Annotated in this window: 19 protein-coding genes; 6 read left to right on the top strand and 13 right to left on the bottom strand. The window is 37.7% G+C overall.

Annotation, left to right across the window (positions count from 1 at the left end; all coding sequences use genetic code 11):
• Positions 1–13 precede the first annotated feature (13 nt).
• On the bottom strand, positions 14–229 hold the full coding sequence (locus tag OQX64_RS20435; protein WP_265820154.1) for a hypothetical protein: 216 nt from the start codon (positions 227–229) through the stop codon (positions 14–16).
• Between the two features lie 93 nt (positions 230–322).
• Between OQX64_RS20435 and OQX64_RS20430 the strand changes: the two genes are divergently transcribed.
• From OQX64_RS20430 to OQX64_RS20420, 3 genes are all read left to right on the top strand, one after another.
• The gene (locus OQX64_RS20430; protein WP_253249069.1) at positions 323–1,036 is read left to right on the top strand and encodes a succinate dehydrogenase cytochrome b subunit; all 714 of its coding nucleotides are present in this window, start codon (positions 323–325) and stop codon (positions 1,034–1,036) included.
• A gap of 19 nt (positions 1,037–1,055) precedes the next feature.
• Positions 1,056–3,035: a fumarate reductase/succinate dehydrogenase flavoprotein subunit gene (locus tag OQX64_RS20425; RefSeq protein WP_265820153.1), complete on the top strand. Its 1,980-nt coding sequence runs from the start codon at positions 1,056–1,058 to the stop codon at positions 3,033–3,035.
• Positions 3,036–3,128: 93 nt separating this feature from the next.
• On the top strand, positions 3,129–3,899 hold the full coding sequence (locus OQX64_RS20420) for a succinate dehydrogenase/fumarate reductase iron-sulfur subunit (RefSeq protein ID WP_265820152.1): 771 nt from the start codon (positions 3,129–3,131) through the stop codon (positions 3,897–3,899).
• A gap of 281 nt (positions 3,900–4,180) precedes the next feature.
• Here the strand turns inward: OQX64_RS20420 and OQX64_RS20415 are convergent, their stop codons facing one another.
• The 7 genes from OQX64_RS20415 to OQX64_RS20385 all read right to left on the bottom strand — a co-directional run bounded on the left by OQX64_RS20415 (position 4,181) and on the right by OQX64_RS20385 (position 10,526).
• On the bottom strand, positions 4,181–4,903 hold the full coding sequence (locus OQX64_RS20415; protein WP_265820151.1) for an energy transducer TonB: 723 nt from the start codon (positions 4,901–4,903) through the stop codon (positions 4,181–4,183).
• 24 nt (positions 4,904–4,927) lie between these two features.
• Positions 4,928–5,551, bottom strand: coding sequence for a TonB-dependent receptor plug domain-containing protein (locus OQX64_RS20410; protein WP_265820150.1), 624 nt, complete (start codon positions 5,549–5,551; stop codon positions 4,928–4,930).
• A gap of 12 nt (positions 5,552–5,563) precedes the next feature.
• Positions 5,564–7,585 (bottom strand): M56 family metallopeptidase protein, encoded by a 2,022-nt coding sequence (locus OQX64_RS20405; protein ID WP_265820149.1) that lies wholly within the window; start codon positions 7,583–7,585, stop codon positions 5,564–5,566.
• Positions 7,582–7,959, bottom strand: a complete 378-nt coding sequence (locus OQX64_RS20400) for a BlaI/MecI/CopY family transcriptional regulator (RefSeq protein WP_088302600.1) — start codon at positions 7,957–7,959, stop codon at positions 7,582–7,584. Before OQX64_RS20400 ends, OQX64_RS20405 begins: the two co-directional genes overlap by 4 nt.
• Before the next feature lie 111 nt (positions 7,960–8,070).
• Positions 8,071–8,712, bottom strand: coding sequence for a response regulator transcription factor (locus tag OQX64_RS20395; protein ID WP_265820148.1), 642 nt, complete (start codon positions 8,710–8,712; stop codon positions 8,071–8,073).
• 3 nt (positions 8,713–8,715) lie between these two features.
• On the bottom strand, positions 8,716–9,444 hold the full coding sequence (locus OQX64_RS20390) for a sensor histidine kinase (RefSeq protein WP_265820147.1): 729 nt from the start codon (positions 9,442–9,444) through the stop codon (positions 8,716–8,718).
• 692 nt (positions 9,445–10,136) lie between these two features.
• Positions 10,137–10,526, bottom strand: coding sequence for a hypothetical protein (locus tag OQX64_RS20385; RefSeq protein ID WP_265820146.1), 390 nt, complete (start codon positions 10,524–10,526; stop codon positions 10,137–10,139).
• Positions 10,527–10,819: 293 nt separating this feature from the next.
• Here OQX64_RS20385 and OQX64_RS20380 point away from each other — a divergent pair, with 293 nt between their 5' ends.
• The gene (locus OQX64_RS20380) at positions 10,820–11,050 is read left to right on the top strand and encodes a response regulator transcription factor (RefSeq protein ID WP_088302488.1); all 231 of its coding nucleotides are present in this window, start codon (positions 10,820–10,822) and stop codon (positions 11,048–11,050) included.
• Positions 11,051–11,248: 198 nt separating this feature from the next.
• Here OQX64_RS20380 and OQX64_RS20375 read toward each other — a convergent pair whose 3' ends face one another.
• From OQX64_RS20375 to OQX64_RS20365, 3 genes are read right to left on the bottom strand one after another with little or no spacing between them, the layout of a single operon-like run.
• Positions 11,249–12,046, bottom strand: coding sequence for an ABC transporter permease (locus tag OQX64_RS20375; protein ID WP_265820145.1), 798 nt, complete (start codon positions 12,044–12,046; stop codon positions 11,249–11,251).
• Position 12,047: 1 nt separating this feature from the next.
• Positions 12,048–12,956 (bottom strand): ABC transporter ATP-binding protein, encoded by a 909-nt coding sequence (locus OQX64_RS20370; RefSeq protein WP_265820144.1) that lies wholly within the window; start codon positions 12,954–12,956, stop codon positions 12,048–12,050.
• Positions 12,957–12,959: 3 nt separating this feature from the next.
• A complete protein-coding gene (locus OQX64_RS20365; protein ID WP_088302491.1) occupies positions 12,960–13,217 on the bottom strand; it encodes a hypothetical protein in 258 nt (85 codons plus the stop codon).
• A 265-nt stretch (positions 13,218–13,482) separates the two neighbouring features.
• Between OQX64_RS20365 and OQX64_RS20360 the strand changes: the two genes are divergently transcribed.
• Both OQX64_RS20360 and OQX64_RS20355 read left to right on the top strand, forming a co-directional pair.
• Complete coding sequence (locus tag OQX64_RS20360) at positions 13,483–14,514, top strand: sensor histidine kinase (RefSeq protein WP_088302492.1); 1,032 nt, start codon at positions 13,483–13,485, stop codon at positions 14,512–14,514.
• A 58-nt stretch (positions 14,515–14,572) separates the two neighbouring features.
• The gene (locus tag OQX64_RS20355; protein ID WP_088302493.1) at positions 14,573–15,322 is read left to right on the top strand and encodes a LytR/AlgR family response regulator transcription factor; all 750 of its coding nucleotides are present in this window, start codon (positions 14,573–14,575) and stop codon (positions 15,320–15,322) included.
• Positions 15,323–15,407: 85 nt separating this feature from the next.
• On the opposite strand, the gene OQX64_RS20350 is transcribed toward OQX64_RS20355, so the two are convergent.
• Together OQX64_RS20350 and OQX64_RS20345 are read right to left on the bottom strand one after the other, a co-directional pair.
• On the bottom strand, positions 15,408–16,151 hold the full coding sequence (locus OQX64_RS20350) for a lysophospholipid acyltransferase family protein (protein ID WP_088302494.1): 744 nt from the start codon (positions 16,149–16,151) through the stop codon (positions 15,408–15,410).
• A gap of 33 nt (positions 16,152–16,184) precedes the next feature.
• Positions 16,185–16,739, bottom strand: a complete 555-nt coding sequence (locus OQX64_RS20345) for an NUDIX domain-containing protein (RefSeq protein ID WP_088302495.1) — start codon at positions 16,737–16,739, stop codon at positions 16,185–16,187.
• Between the last annotated feature and the right edge of the window lie 9 nt (positions 16,740–16,748).

The raw sequence follows: 16,748 nt of genomic DNA, 5'->3' as shown, positions 1-16,748 counted from the left end.
TTTGTCATCGCTTTTAGGTGATTAAGGATGACTTATTGAAATAATAAGAGATGATTTCAGGGATGATCATGATCTTATTGTGCTTAATGCTTAAATTTTCAGTTTGGTGACTATTTTCATCTTTGTTTTTCAAAACATAAGATATTGGCAAAGAAGTTTTTATTTTACTGTATAAATAGTTCAGATCTGAATTGGCCATTTCCAAAGTAAAATTCCAAATTCTTTCCATTTCTTTCGTTTCCGACTTAGAATGTTTCTAAATAAATGTTTTATCGCCGTTTTGTCATAATCGTTTATAAATTAAACTCATAATTAGATACTTTTGCAAGAAATTTTAGATATAAATCCTAATCAAATGAGTGGTTTCGGAAATGCGCTTTCTTCATCAATAGGAAAGAAATTCATTATGGGTGTTACAGGAATATTCCTGATACTCTTTTTAATTGTACACTGCGGCATAAACGCATTAATTTTTATTAATGATGGTGGTTTAACCTTCAATGTTGGTGCTCATTTTATGGCCACTAACTGGATCATCAGGGCTGGTGAAATTGTTTTATTCATTGGTTTACTTGCACATATTTTTCAGGCGGCAAGACTGACTTTTGAAAATCAAAAAGCAAGACCAGTTAAGTATGCAGAGTATAATGGTAAAGCAAACAGTAAATGGTATAGCCGTTCGATGGGGTTATTGGGTACGCTATTGCTTATTTTTTTAGTTGTTCATTTAAAAGACTTCTGGGTAGTATCCCGTTTCACCGGCATTCCAACTGTGGATGCTAACGGACATGAAGATTTATATGCGGTAATGAAAGAAAAGTTTCAGGATCCTGTAAGAGTAGCTGTTTATATTTTAGCTATGTTTTCTCTGTGCTACCACTTATTACATGGTTTTGCTTCGGCTTTTCAAACCATGGGCTGGAATCACTCTAAATATAATGGAATAATTAAGGGCGCTAGTGTTTGGTATTCAGTGATCATTTCGATCCTATTTGCATTGATGCCAATTGCAGTTTATACCGGTTTAATTAATTAGTTTTTAGCACAAAAGAGATATGTCAGATATTAATTCAAATATTCCAGAAGGCGAATTAACCAGTAAATGGACTAAATATAAGTCTTCTGTGCCTTTGGTAAACCCATCGAACAAAAGAACTATTGAAGTAATTATTGTAGGTTCAGGTTTGGCGGGGGCTTCTGCAGCAGCAACCCTGGCTGAAATGGGTTATAAAGTAAAATGTTTTTGTTTCCAGGATTCGCCTCGCAGAGCACACTCTATTGCTGCTCAGGGTGGTATTAATGCAGCCAAAAACTATCAGAATGATGGTGACAGTGTTTACCGTCTTTTTTATGATACCATTAAAGGTGGCGATTACCGTGCCCGCGAAGCCAATGTGCATCGTTTAGCCGAGGTAAGTGCTAATATCATAGATCAGTGTGTGGCTCAGGGGGTACCTTTAGCACGTGAATATGGTGGCTTGTTAGATAACCGTTCATTTGGTGGTACGCAAGTGCAACGTACATTCTATGCTGCAGGACAAACTGGTCAGCAATTGTTATTGGGTGCTTATTCTGCATTAGAACGCCAGATTGGTATGGGTAAGGTAGAAATGTATACCCGCCATGAAATGCTTGAAGTAGTAAAAATCGACGGTAAAGCACGCGGTATTATCGCCCGTAACTTAATTACCGGCGAAATTGAACGTCACTTTGGCCATGCGGTGGTATTAGGAACAGGTGGTTACGGAAACGTATTTTACCTTTCTACCAATGCCATGGGAAGTAATGTTACAGCAGCATGGAAAGCACATAAACAAGGTGCTTACTTTGCAAATCCTTGTTATACGCAAATTCACCCGACATGTATTCCAGTTTCCGGAGATCACCAGTCGAAATTAACCCTGATGTCTGAATCGTTGCGTAACGATGGACGAATCTGGGTTCCTAAAAAGAAAGATGATAACCGTAAGGCTTCAGAAATTCCTGAAGAGGAAAGAGATTATTATTTAGAGCGTCGTTATCCTGCTTTTGGTAACCTGGTTCCCCGTGATGTGGCTTCACGCGCAGCTAAGGAACGTTGTGACGCCGGCTATGGTGTTGGTACTTCAAAACTGGCCGTATACCTGGATTTCAAAGCCAATACAGAACGTTACGGTAGAATCGAAGCTTCTAAATCGGGTATTCATAATCCGGATAAAGAAACCTGTATGCGTTTAGGCACCGAGGTGATTAAAGCCAAATATGGTAACCTGTTTGATATGTATGCGCAAATCACGGGTGAAAATCCTTACGAAACGCCAATGCGTATTTATCCGGCGGTTCACTATACTATGGGCGGACTTTGGGTGGATTATAACTTAATGACATCTGTTCCTGGTTTATATTGCACTGGTGAGGCAAACTTCTCTGATCACGGTGCTAACCGTTTGGGTGCATCTGCTTTGATGCAAGGTTTGGCAGATGGTTATTTTGTCCTTCCTTATACCATTGGTGCTTATTTATCAAAAGAGATTTCGGTAAAAGCCATTCCAACGGATCACCCTGCATTTGTAGAGGCAGAAGAACGAGCGAAAGGCATTTTAAATACTTTAATCAATATAAAGGGTACAAAATCTGTAGATCATTTCCATAAGCGTTTAGGTCACATCATGTGGGAGAAATGTGGGATGGCCCGTAACGAGAAAGGCTTAAACGAAGCCATTCAGGACATCAGGGCGCTACGTGCTGAATTCTGGAGTAATGTTCGTGTACCAGGATCAGCTGATGAATTAAATACTGAACTGGAGAAGGCCGGTCGTGTTGCTGATTTTATTGAATTAGGAGAGTTAATGTGTATTGATGCATTAAACCGTAATGAAAGTTGTGGTGGCCACTTCCGTGAAGAATACCAGACTGAAGAGGGAGAGGCTTTACGTGATGATGAAAACTACGCATACGTTGCAGCCTGGGAATTTAAAGAAGGCGTAAACTTCGAACTTCACAAGGAAGAATTGAAGTTTGAAAATATTAAAGTAGCACAAAGAAGTTATAAATAGATGTGAGATGTGAGATGTAAGATATGAGAAGGGCAATAATGTCTCAAATCTCAAATCTAATTTCTCCTGTCTAATGTCCAAAATCTCAATATCATGAGTACAGGAAATATGAACTTAACGCTAAAAGTTTGGCGTCAAAAAAATAACAATACCAAAGGTGCTTTGGTAGATTATAAATTAGCTGGTATTTCTCCGGATATGTCATTCCTGGAGATGTTCGATGTGTTAAACGAAGATCTGATCACTAAAGGCGAAGAGCCGGTTGTATTTGATCATGATTGCCGTGAAGGTATTTGTGGGATGTGCTCCATGTTCATTAATGGTCGTCCGCACGGTCCGAAAGACCTGGTTACAACCTGCCAGTTGCACATGCGCTCTTTTAAAGATGGCGATACTATTGTTGTAGAGCCATGGAGAGCAGCAGCTTTTCCGGTTGTAAAAGATTTAACTGTTGATCGTTCAGCCTTTGATCGGGTAATTGCAGCAGGTGGTTTTATTTCTGTTAACACGGGTAATGCACAGGATGCCAATAGTCTTCCGATTCCAAAAATGCAGGCTGATGCTGCTTTCGAAGCTGCTGCCTGTATTGGTTGCGGTGCTTGTGTGGCTACCTGTAAAAATGCATCTGCCATGTTATTCGTATCGGCTAAAATTTCTCAGCTGGCATTATTACCACAAGGTCAGCCAGAGCGTTATCGTCGCGTACAAAGTATGGTGGCGCAAATGGATGCCGAAGGTTTTGGTAACTGTACCAATACGGGTGCCTGTGAAGCGGAGTGCCCTAAAGGAATCTCTTTAGAGAACATTGCGCGCATGAACCGTGACTTTGCCAGTGCAAAATTTGTTTCAGAAGAAACAGTTTAAAAATATACTGTGCATTCAGCTGCAAAGTTGAATCTTAAGCCTCAAACCTGGTTTGGGGCTTTTTAATTCTAAGTGAAATCAAAGTGAACAAAATATAAGTTTGTGAAACATAAATATTTCTATGTCAGCATATTAAAAATATTGTTATTTGAAATTATATTCTGTAAAATTTGTATATACATTAAATAATTTATAGATTTAAACTTCCGAGACAGGAGAGAAAACACAAAACCCCGGCTATTTTTAAGCAGGGGTTTTGTGTTTGATGTTTAATAACTGCCCTAGCTCATTATAAAGTTAATGGCCATTTGATATTTAACTTTAACCGGGTGTCCGTTTGCATCAATAGCCGGGTTCCATTTCGGTGCAGATTTCATTACCCTAAGTGCTTCGGCATCAGTTTCTCTGGATAGCCCTTTAGTAACCTGTACATCTGATAATGTACCATCTTGCTCCACATTAAAAGCCAAGAATACTTTTCCTTCCACTTTATCTTTTTTAGCCTGTACAGGATATTTTATGTTTTTTGCCAGGTAGCGATATAGTTTAGTTGTGCCACCCGGATATTCGGGTTGGATTCCAGACTTAGATGCTGCCTTTTTTTCGGTATTAGCAGCTGTTAAACTGAAATTAACATTCATATTATACTTCACCCTGACTGGCTTACTATCCAAGGTGCCAGGAGTCCAGTCTGGTGAGTTTCTTATCACCCTGAGGGCTTCTTTATCTGTTTCTGTTGATAGTCCTTTAGTGACTCTTACATTGCCTAATTTTCCATTTTTTTCAATAGTAAAGCTTACAAATACCTTTCCCTGTATTTTGTTGTTTTTGGCTGCCTCAGGATATTTAATTTCCTTACCAAGGTATTCATAAAACTTTGCTATGCCACCCGGATAGGAGGGTTGTTTTTCTACAGATGTAAAATCATAAACTTTTTGTGCCTTTACGGCATTAATAAACATGGCGATGCCCATTAGGGCTAAAATTATTAGCTTTCTCATCATTAAATATTATTAAGGTTTTTTTATTTAGTTTTTCTTTTCAGACTTTTTTTTCGCTTTTATTGTTGTAATTATGATCACTCCATTCTTTCCTTTATCACCATATGAAGATTTTCCTGCAGCATTTTTAATTACATCAACAGAAGCTATGGTGCTTGGATCTAGCTTTTTAATATCTTGAACCTCTTTTCCATCCAAAACATACATAGGTTCAGCCTTTGGATCAAGATCTTTTTGTAATAAATTTCTGATGATGACCTTTGATGGATTGGCCGAACGAAAACCCGGTTGCATTTCACTCTTTAAAATTATATGTCCGGTATCGATGGCCATTTGATAAAATCCTGCATCGCCATTTCTGGTCTTAACTTCAATTGCACCAGCAGTGCCATCAAATTGATATTTACGTATGGCAGCGCTATCTTTCAGGATATTTATGGATTCAATATTCTCCGGATTGATATCTTTTAGTGCTGTAGTACCTCTTATATATTGCTTATTCCCGTCTATAATAATTAGTGGTTCCTTGTTGTCTGGTTTAGACCATCCGGGAAATGATATGTTGGATTGGACTTTAATCGTGTCTGTCTGTTGCGCGCAAACATGGAAACCCAAAGCCAGTACAGTAATCAAAATTGATGCTTTTTTCATAAATTGATTCCGTTAAAATTTTTCACGTAAATAGTCAACAGTTGTATTCTTGTCAATAGTGCTTTCCTTTTGATTCAAATCTCTGAATAGATTTTTTTCACTATTTTTAGTCGTAATCAGCATTGCGCCTTCTTTGGCTTCTAAACCATATAAACTGGTAGCAGCCTGATTTTTTAATATGCTTACTGATTCAATATTGGCAGGGTTTATCTTATTTAAAAGCTTATTATCTGCAAGCTTAATGCCATCAACTATTATAAGGCCATTAAATATACCATCAATAAATTTGGTGTCGTTGTTATTTCCTGTTGATCTTAATGATAATTTTTGTGTTCTGGCCGGCGTTGGGTTTTCTGATGGCTCGTTACTTTTTGCTAAGTTGAAATTCACATTAATATTATACTTTACTCTTACGGGCTTGTCATTTGCAATGCCTGGATTCCATTTAGGTGATTGCGAAATGACCCTAATGGCTTCCTCATCGGTCCCGCTGCCTAATCCTCTGGTAATCTGAACATCTGAAAGGTCTCCACTCTTCTCTACGATAAAGCTTAAGAATACTTTACCGCTTACATGATTATCCACTGCCAGTTTAGGATATTTAATATTTTTGCCCAGGTATTGGTAAAATTTTTCAATACCACCAGGAAACTCAGGCTGCTGATCTATAGATACAAAATCAAATACTTTATCTTTAGACTGATAATTCTGATCAGTTAAATTCTGATTTGCAAAAGCCTTAACCTGAAGGCTTGGCAATAGGGTATAGGCCACTGCAGGTACTGAATTTAGGTTTTTTATCTTTGAATTACCTTCATCCAACCTGAATTCAACTTTGATGGCATAATTTCCATCAATTGCGTTTTTAAAACCAGTATAAGATGACACGGCATTCATCACTTCTTCATCACAACCGGAACCTAAATTTACCAGTGAAGCCACGCGGACTATCTTATGGTTTTTTAGCTGAAATCTGATCTGGGTATTTCCCTGTAAACCTTGTGACCTGGCTGCTGTTGGATACTTTATCGTTCTGGATAAATAAGCATAAAAATCTTTCCAGGATTTATCCATCTTTCCTGCTTCCGGCGCAATTGATTTCTCGGCAGCTAAAGTTTCAGCGGATGGATTATCGGATATTACGATATCTTTCACCATTTCAATAGGTTTATCTAAAGGAATCTGATCAGACAGTTCCAATAAATTTTTGTTTTTACGTACGGTAGCCGAAGAGAAAATGATTAAAAGGGCAAAAAGCGGGATAAAAAAGCCATACTTCAAGATGGCGGCCTTTTTTGATTTTTCCTTTTGGAGCATAAAAATTCTCTTTTTGATGAGGGATTGATCAAAGAAACCGTTAGTTAAGCTATTGGGCATAATGCCAAAAGACTGGCTCAGAATCAGCATGGCATATTCCGCCTTATCACCCTGAAATGCCGCGGCATGCTGATCGGCCAGAAACTCATGTATATTTTTGATTGATTTTTTATAGAAATAAATAACCGGGTTTATCCAGGTCAGAATGCCTAAAAGCTCAAAAAATAAAATATCTAAGGTATGCCATTGCTTTACATGTGCATCTTCATGTGCGTGTATAACATTTGATAAGGGTAGTTGCTGATCTATCACTTTTTTATTGAAAAAAGAAAAAGCTGAACCCGATTTTGCGGAATGAATCAGTTTTTTAACCGTTAATAAATTGAGCACCAGCCTAAACAGAAAAAACAATATCCCGGTAAAATAGATCAGCACAAAGATGTTTGACCAGCTAAAACTATTTTCATGATCCGGAACTATTATAGCCTGTTCTAAAACAGCATCCCAGTTTATACTGGTATAAACTTTTTGAGCAACATCCTGCCGGGTAATCCATTCCATGCGTATAAAAGGGATAGATAAAGATAAAACTCCCGATGCCACTAAATAGATGCGATTAAGCAGGAAATAGGTCTCCTTATCTAACAGCAGTTTGTAAAAGCCGTAGAAAACAAACAGGTAGAGGTTAACCTGTAGCAAGTAGTGGGCGAAACTCATTTTGGATTGCGTTTAATTTTGTTAATCATTTTCAAAATTTCATCTACATCACCTAAATCAAGCTTTTCTTCTTTAACAAAAAATGAAAACATACTTTCTACAGAGTTTTCAAAATAATTTCCCAGAAGTTTTTCTGTCGCATGGCGTTTATAATCTTCTCTGCTGATCAGCGGATAATATTGGTGTGCCTTTCCAAATGCCTCGTGCCCGATAAAACCTTTGGTTTCCAGAATTCTGATAATGGTAGAGACTGTGTTATAAGCAGGCTTTGGAATAGGTAGTTCGTCAATAACTTCTTTAACAAATGCTTTTTCCAACTGCCACAAAACCTGCATAATTTGTTCTTCGGCTTTGGTTAAATCTTTAATTTCCATCATAATGCATAACAATAAGGATGATCAACAAATGTTGTCATTATTAAAGTTAAAACTAATTATTTAGTTATCCAAATGATATGGGAAAAAATATCCGGCGATAGAAGATAATTATATCTTAATCAGATTGTTTTTAATGGCGTAAACCACTAGTCCGGTGCGGGATTTGATGTTGAGTTTTGCAAACAGTGACTCGCGGTAATTGTCTACCGTTCGCGGGCTCACATTCATAAGGTCTGCAATTTCTCGATAAGTAAGTTCGCTGCTGCAATGTTGAAGGAAGGTTAATTCGCGTGCGCTGAAGATTGGTTTGGTATCACCATCTTTGAGTGCCACCAGCAAGCGGCCAGAAACAAGGTCATTAACATAAAAGCCTTTTTCGTTGATGGCCTTGATAGCGGTAAGCAGTTCGTTTGGAGTAGATTCTTTCAGCATATAGCCGCCTGCACCAGCCTTTAACATACCAATAATTGCTTTTTCGTCTTCCAGCATGCTCAAGGCGAGTATATTAACGTTCGGGTAATTTTCTTTAACCCATTTGGTAGCGGTATAACCATCCATTACGGGCATATTAATATCCATCAAAATAAGCTGTAAATCCGGATGGGTTTTAATTTTATGCTGAAGATCCTGGCCATTGATGCCTTCGAACAGCACTTTAATTTCATCAAACTCATCTAATAAACTGGCCAGTCCGGAGCGGAAAAGTGTATGATCATCAACGATGGCAATGGAGATAGATGGAGCAGACATGTTTTAAGGATAGGGAATTTCAATTAAAATATTAGTACCATGATTAGGTGACGAATTTAATACTAATTTTCCATTGATCATTTCTATTCTTTTATAGATGGAATTTAATCCCATTCCGGAGGAGGCTGCTGCTGCCTGTTCATAATTAAACCCTATTCCATTCTCTTTAACCTGTAAATGAAGGGTTTTATCTTCGTAGTAAGCATTAAAGGTAATGGCCGTTGCATTGGCATGTTTAATAATGTTGTTGATGATTTCCTGTAGTAAACGTAAAATGATCAGGTCTTTATCCGGTGATTTTTCAATTAAATCAACAAGACTGTTGTTAACCTCTATTTCGTAGGCTCCGGTTTTGCTCAACCAGTTTACTTCCTGATCCAGTGCATAGCCTATTCCATTTTCGACAACCTGTTCGCCATGCAGCAGTTTAGCCAGTTCTCTTAGTTCTCTGATTGATTTATTAATAAAAGAAAGGGAGTCGCCAATTTTTTTCTCTGCTTTTTCACTGTCGTTGATGTTTACAGAATTAAGTGTCAATGTAGTAAGGCTCAGGAGCTGGCCAATATTATCATGCAATTCTGTGGCAATGGTTTGCATGGTTTGATCCTGCACCTCAATCCGCGCCTGTAAAATTTCGGCTTCAAATTTTTGCTGCATATGCTGTTTCTCCAGCAAATGATTTTTTTTATGCCTGTTATATGATCTGATATAAATAATCAGAAATAAAGGCATGAGCAGGAATATAAATGTTGTAATCGAAATTAATATAGCAATTTGCGTTGTTTGGCTCTGCATATGTAACTGTATATCCAATTACTATAAAGGATAATGTTGATAATATAGTAAATAAATAATCGAAGCTTAATATGTTCAAATATGAGGATATTAAACAGCCCATAAAAGAGGTTAATAGCTGTGCCGCCAAAGTAATAGAATAAAACCCCGTTTACCCACCAAAACTCTGGATGATGCTTAAGATCAAGGACTTCATCGTCATTTAAAAGTTTATAATAATAATACAGGCAATAAAGCACAAATATTAAAGACATTACACTTACCGTGTTATCATTGAATACATCATTATAGGCGTGTATTCCATTTTTGAATGTAAAAAAGATAAAAATCGAGTAACAGATACCAAGGCCAGTAAATATTACAGGCCTTGGATTCGTGTATTTTTTCAAACAATAATACATGCCATAAGAAATAAATGCAATTTCAAACAGGACGAATGTATTGAATAACCCTACGTTATGGCGATGGTGAGCCGAAAGATAGGATCCCCTTGCTTCTGCAGACAATGCTATGATTAGATAGGCTATATTAACTTTCCAGAATGAAATGTTATCCTTAAATAGAAAAGTTAGCGCTATAATCAGAGAAATTAGTTCTGCAATAACGATAGGGGTAAAAAAATTCATAAATTACAGTTCTGTTCCGTCACACATAGTAGGACAAAGATCACCTCTGTTTTCAATATTGGCGGTATCATCTTCATGTGCATTCGTTTTTTCCCCACGCGCATTGGTTTGGCCGGCGGCATAAGTAGGTACCAATAATACTGTATTTCTTCCTCTATGATCTTCAGGTAAGTCTTTTAATGATTCTTCGATGTACTGCGCAAAGTAAATCCGCAAACCATCATGTTTACCTTCACTGATTTTTTTTGCCATTGCCAGAATCTGCTCTGCAGGAAACCATACTGCCTTTGTATATGATCCGGAGTTTAGTCTGGTAGCCTCTTCGCTATAAGCATTAACCATTTTTATCGCTGTATTTTTATCAATAGGCTGCGATTCGTTTACTTTTTCCATATTAGTATTTATAAATGATTTAGATCCCTAAATTCGTAAATTAGATCATGGCAGGCAATAGCGATTGGTTTTTTTTATACCGTAAAAACACCTTTTTATTTAGGGTAATTTCTACTACTCATAAATCAGTAGCGGCCCGTACTTTTGATTATTGAAACAAACAAAATATTGATTTAACTATTAAAGCCGCCCTAACCAGATCCAATTGCTTAAAATGTAACTTAGAAGTACACTGTCCTTCATTTATTATTTAATGGTTAATACGGCTGATGTGATTCGCTTAAATTTATAAAATGATAAACAAAGTCTTAATTCAGGAAAGTACCAGTTTGATAACTGAGCGGGAAATAGACATTGTACGTCTTTTATCAAATGGTTATAATAGTAAAGAAATTGGCGATATGCTTTTTATCAGTGAGCATACGGTTAATACACATAGAAGAAATATGGTGAGAAAACTTGATTTACGCAATTCTTACCAGCTCATTGTTTGGGCATTTAAACAAAGAATTTTGTCCTTTTGATAAGGAATAACGCTCTGCATTTAACGCATCTCTCTCTCTAAACAACAAAGCCTGCCTTTTGATCAGCAATGATCAGAAAAGCAGGCTTTTGTAATTAAAAAGAATTTTACACGCGCAATAGCAAAGGGCTTATTCCTGACTGCTCCTGGGTGAAAATAATATCTGCTGAATCAAAAAAATGATGCTGGCTTTTCTAGCTTATTTGATGCTTTTTCTGGTTACTATAAAATAACCAACAATGAAAAGAATAGCTGCATAAATTAAACTTGTCCATATTTCCTGTGTAAAAACCGGAAATTCCAATGGATTAGCCCCTTTGTTTACTTTCGTTATTCTCAAAGCCAGGGTGGGTAGAGAGTAAGGGATGAAATAGGCATATTTCCATCCAACATTTACGATAATTATTCCCATGATGGCACCAATAAAGCCTATGCCCATGGGTTTAAGGAAATCGCTCCAAAATAAACTCATGATAAACTGAAGTGATAAAATGCCTAAAGAAGAGAGAAAAAGTTTAGCATAAGAGTTGATCAGGATATGTAGAGGATTATACTGACTAAAATTATATTTTGGCACCAAAACCTGTAATAAATGGCCAAAGGCGAAGGTTAATGATGCGAACAGCAGTAAACAGATGAATATCATAAATACAGCATACAGGTATTTTGCTGCATAAATGGAAAATTTATTCAGAGGCTGTGCAAACAGCATTTTCCAGGTATCATTTTTGTGTTCAATATTGTTGACCGAAAAAGCCATAAATATGACGTAGAAAGGCATAATTAGAAACCCCATTACGCCAAGTGCCGCACCACTATAATTTGCCCACAATATCATCGGTGGATAATGAAAGGCAATAATTCTTTCAGAACTGGAATAAAAACCAAAAGTGATTAATCCACATATGATTACCGGCAACAATATTGCTGCCCAAAATGCCAGTGTTTTTCTTGATTTATAAAATTCGGATATTAATGATATGTAGAGCGTACGCATATTAGTCGGGTTTGGTAATATCCAGGAATAAATTTTCAAGGTCCTTTTTTTGCATGGAGAGACTGGATACCGTAAAACCATTTTTTATTAATAAGGTATTGACGATTCCACTTTCTGCCGCAGAGGCATAAGGTATACTGATTTTGGATTTTGTTTGTGCCATGATTTCATATCCATTCTCCAGGATTAAAGCACCGGCACTTTCTACCTGATCAACTTCAATTTCAAGTAAGGGTTTGTTCAATAGCTGAAGTTCCTGAATGGTTCCCTGAAAAAGCAATTGTCCATGATTGATAATACCAACATGGGTTGCCGTTCTTTCTATTTCAGACAAAAGGTGACTCGATACCAGGATGGTTTTGTTGTATTTTGCAGTAAGCTCCATCATCAGATTCCTGATTTCGATGATGCCATTTGGATCCAGGCCATTTGTGGGCTCATCTAAAAGCAGCAGTTCAGGGTCTGAAATCAGGGCCAGTGCAATGCCGAGGCGTTGCTTCATTCCCAGCGAGTATTGGCTTGATTTTTTATTTGCGGCATCTGTTAAGCCAACCAGCGCCAGCATCTCATCAGCCTTGCTTTTGTGAATGCGTAAAAGCAAACACCGGTTAATTAAGTTTTCTTTTCCGGAAAGATGCCCATAAATGGCGGGTTGCTCTACCAGTGCGCCTACCTGTTTTAAAATGTCGATGCGGTTACTGTTGATTTCCTTACCGAAGATAAAAACCTGATCGGAGGGAGATTTCAAGAGGTTCAGCAGGATTTTTATTGTAGTGGTTTTGCCTGCTCCATTCGGGCCAAGAAAGCCATATATACTGCCCTTCGGAACCTGTAGCGACAAGTTTTTTAAAATGACCTGCTGTCCAAAATTGAAATTTAATCCAACGGTTTCAATGGTAAAGCTGGGCATATCTTATTTGAAAATAGCCGTAGCTTGTTTCACCACTGAGGTAGATGCCTTGGCTGGTTTTACTACAATTTCAGCTTCATTTGGATTGGTATTAACCGTAAGCGTTAATATCATCATCATAAAAACCGGTAATAATAAAAGTAAAAATGGCGAGGTATTGGCTAATTTTTTCATAACTGATAATTTAAGTGGAGCGATGTTGAAAGTAGCATCAGTAAATACGGTTTGATTATTGAAGTGAATGGCTGATGCGTGTTTCATAATTGTTTCGTTTTGATGATTCAAAGAAACTGAAGAAAACCAAGCTGCTAAAATGTATTATACCAAGCGTTAAAGATTCTAGATCAACAGGCCATTTCGGCGTTTATCGATAAAAATTGGTGTTGGTCGATAATTTAGGCCGTTTGGCCTGTTCGTAGAAAAAAAAAGGCAGTTGGTAGATTGTATTATCTAAAAATAGAAACTTTATTTATTTTGGATGCGCTCATCGAAAGTATCAACACAATTGATGAATAAGCGAAAAATAATGACGAAAAGTAAGGGACCTATCATATTGCATGCACTGTATTGGGCAGCTATCTTAATCATAATTGCACTAAGCATATTTTTTGATTCTGAAACTAAAAATATAAAGCACTTTATATTATCGCTTGTACTATTCGGAATTATCAATGTTTCACTTTTTTACATCAATTACCTGATCCTTATCCCCCAGTTCATTAAAAAGAAAAAGAGATACTTTCTTTATATCTTCATTTTTATTATTCTGCTGGGTGTAACGGCATTTGTCAAAACGGCAATTGCAGTGTTAAATCCGAGAGAGATGATGGAGTATATGAATGAAGGCAGGCGAAAAGCGATCACTGCAGATCAATACTTCTTCGCGCAGTTGTTTTTGTGTGGCTTCTTTCTGGTTTCCAGTTGCCTGATCAAATTTGCGGCAGACTGGTTTGCAAATGAACGCATTCAGCGAAACCTGGAAAGTGAACGCCGCGAAATGGAGCTGCAGTTTTTAAAGTCGCAGTTAAACCCTCATTTTTTATTCAACTCACTGAACAATATTTACTCGCTGGCCTATCAGAAATCTGATAAAACAGCTGATGCGATCATGAAGCTCTCTGAAATTATGCGTTACATGATCTATGAAAGCAATACACCTACGGTATCCTTAAGTAAGGAAGTTGATTACTTAACCAACTATATTGATTTGCAGAAAATCAGGTTTAAGGATGGGGCATATATTGAGATGGTTTTAAACGGGGAAATTGATGATCAGAAAATTGTGCCGCTGATGCTGATTTCTTTTGTGGAGAATGCCTTTAAACATGGCGTGGTCAATGATCCCGGGCACCCGGTAAAAATTAACATCATTGCCAACCAGAAAATTCTTCATTTCAGTGTGGTGAATAAAAAAAATAACCAGAATAAAGATGCGCAGGGCGGAGTGGGTTTAACCAATGTAGAAAGAAGATTACAATTGGTTTATCCTGACAGATATAAATTAAATGTTGTAAATTCGGCTACCCATTATACCTGCGAACTGATGATTGATATTTAATCCGGAAGCCACACCAGCGGATTTTATAAAAATCATGAATTAAAACGATAAACTTAAAATGAATTTAAACTGCATTGTTGTTGATGATGAGCCTTTGGCACTGGATATCCTTCAGGATTATATTTCAAAGGTGCCCTTTTTAAATTTTGTTAAAAGGTGCGAAAATCCTATAGAAGCTTTGCAAATTGTTCAGGCAGGGGGGATTGACCTGGTTTTTCTCGATATTCAGATGCCGGAACTTACCGGGATTCAATTCCTGAAAATTGCCGGGAACAAATGCCATTATATTTTAACTACAGCTTATCCGCAGTATGCCCTGGAAAGTTATGATCTTAACGTATCAGACTATCTTTTGAAGCCTATTGCATTTGATCGTTTTTACAAAGCAGTAGAGAAGGTTCACAAACAATTTAAACCGGCTGAAGCGCCTGTAAGCGTAGCGCAACCTATTGTTACACCGGCACCATTTTCTGCACCTGCAAATCCTGTTCAGGATTATATTTTTGTAAAAACAGAACATAAAATTCAGAAAATTTACCTTCATGACATCCTTTTCATTGAAGGTTTGAAAGATTATATTTCTATTTTCACTAAAACAGAGCGGGTAATTACGCTTCAGAGTATGAAGAAAATGGAGGAGGCCTTACCGCAAAGTCAGTTTATCCGCGTACACAAATCGTACATTATAGCGGTAGATAAAATAGAAAGTATTGAACGAAGCAGAATTACGATTAATCAGAAAATCATTCCGGTTGGAGATACCTACCGTGACGAGTTTTTCAAAGTAATTGGAAATAAGAATATTTAGCTTTTAGTCTGGAGTCTTTAATCCGGAGTCAATAGTTCTGATACCTGATGCTAAAATCTTGAGACCCCATACCAAGGTTTCGATACTAAGTCATTTCTTGCCCAAGCACCTTCCTGATTTCTGTTTCTGCTTCCAGTGTAATCTCGTTTGCTGTTTTTCCTTCGGGGTCTATGGGGTTTAGAACGGTCCAGCGTAATGCATTTCCGGTAGTTAAGGGAAACATGCCGAAGCGAACAATTTTCCAGGAATTTTCAATGGCAACAGGCACCACCAGTGCATTTGGAACTGCTTTCAAAAGGGTGGCAATACCGCCAAACTGGAAGGTTTTAACCTGTCCGTCTTTTGCGCGGGTGCCTTCAGGAAAAATAACCGTACTCCAGTTATTTTGCTGCATCCTGCGGCCAAGTTTGATAATTTCAGAGATGGCCTGCTTATTGTCTTTCCTGTTGATGTTTGCACCACCACCTACCCTCAGGTTGATGGAAATGGACGGAATACCTTTGGTCAGTTCTATTTTAGAAATAAACTTGGCGCTGTATCTTCTCAGGAACCAGATGAGTGTGGGAATATCATACATACTCTGGTGGTTTGCCACAAAAATTATGGGCCGATGGGTTGGCAGGCTGTAATCGTTTTTAAAAATAACCGAATTCAATAAAAACACCTGGCAATAGGTGAGAAAAAAGTTCAGGATATCAACAGAAACCTTATGCGCCTTGTATCCGAAAAACCGATGACAAATCCACTGAATGGGGTGAAAAATGCAAAGCGTTAAGCCAAAGAAGAAATAGAAAACAGGGCTTAAGATATAGCCGAAAAGCTTACTCATCTGATTAAAAAATTAATGCGGCAAAGGTAATCATTAGATTTCGCCGTTTAAAATCATCAGCTTTACTTTCATAATGGCGGCAACACTCATCGAATCAGTTATTGTCCCATTTAAAACCATTTGACAGGCTTCTTCAAAGGCAATTTTCTTTACCACTAACTGTTCCGTTTCTTCGGGCATGGCGATTCCCTGGATCAGACCGGTGGCCAGATAGATGATGGCCAGTTCATCACTTACTGAATTGGAAAGGTGCATGCGCTGAATTTCCCGCCAGTTTTTAGCACTTAATCCGGTTTCCTCCAGAAGTTCGCGCCGGGCACTTTCCAGCGGCTCTTCATTCAAAGGACCGCCGCCTTCCGGAATTTCCCAGCTATAGGCTTTAAGCGGAAAGCGATATTGCCCCACCAGCCAGGTATTGTTTTCTTCATCCAGTGCTAAGATGCCAATGGCAAAGTTTTTAAAATGGACTTCGCCATAAATACCGGCGCCACCAGATGGATTAATCACCTGATGTTCGGTAACCCTGATCCAGTTATTATCGTATTTTACTTCACTGTCAAGTGTCTTCCAGGGGTTTTGATCTTCCATAGCGCAAGA

It is taken from the genome of Pedobacter sp. GR22-10 (assembly GCF_026239715.1).
In the GTDB taxonomy this organism is placed as follows: Bacteria; Bacteroidota; Bacteroidia; order Sphingobacteriales; family Sphingobacteriaceae; genus Pedobacter.
This window is presented reverse-complemented; position numbering and strand designations above follow the sequence as displayed.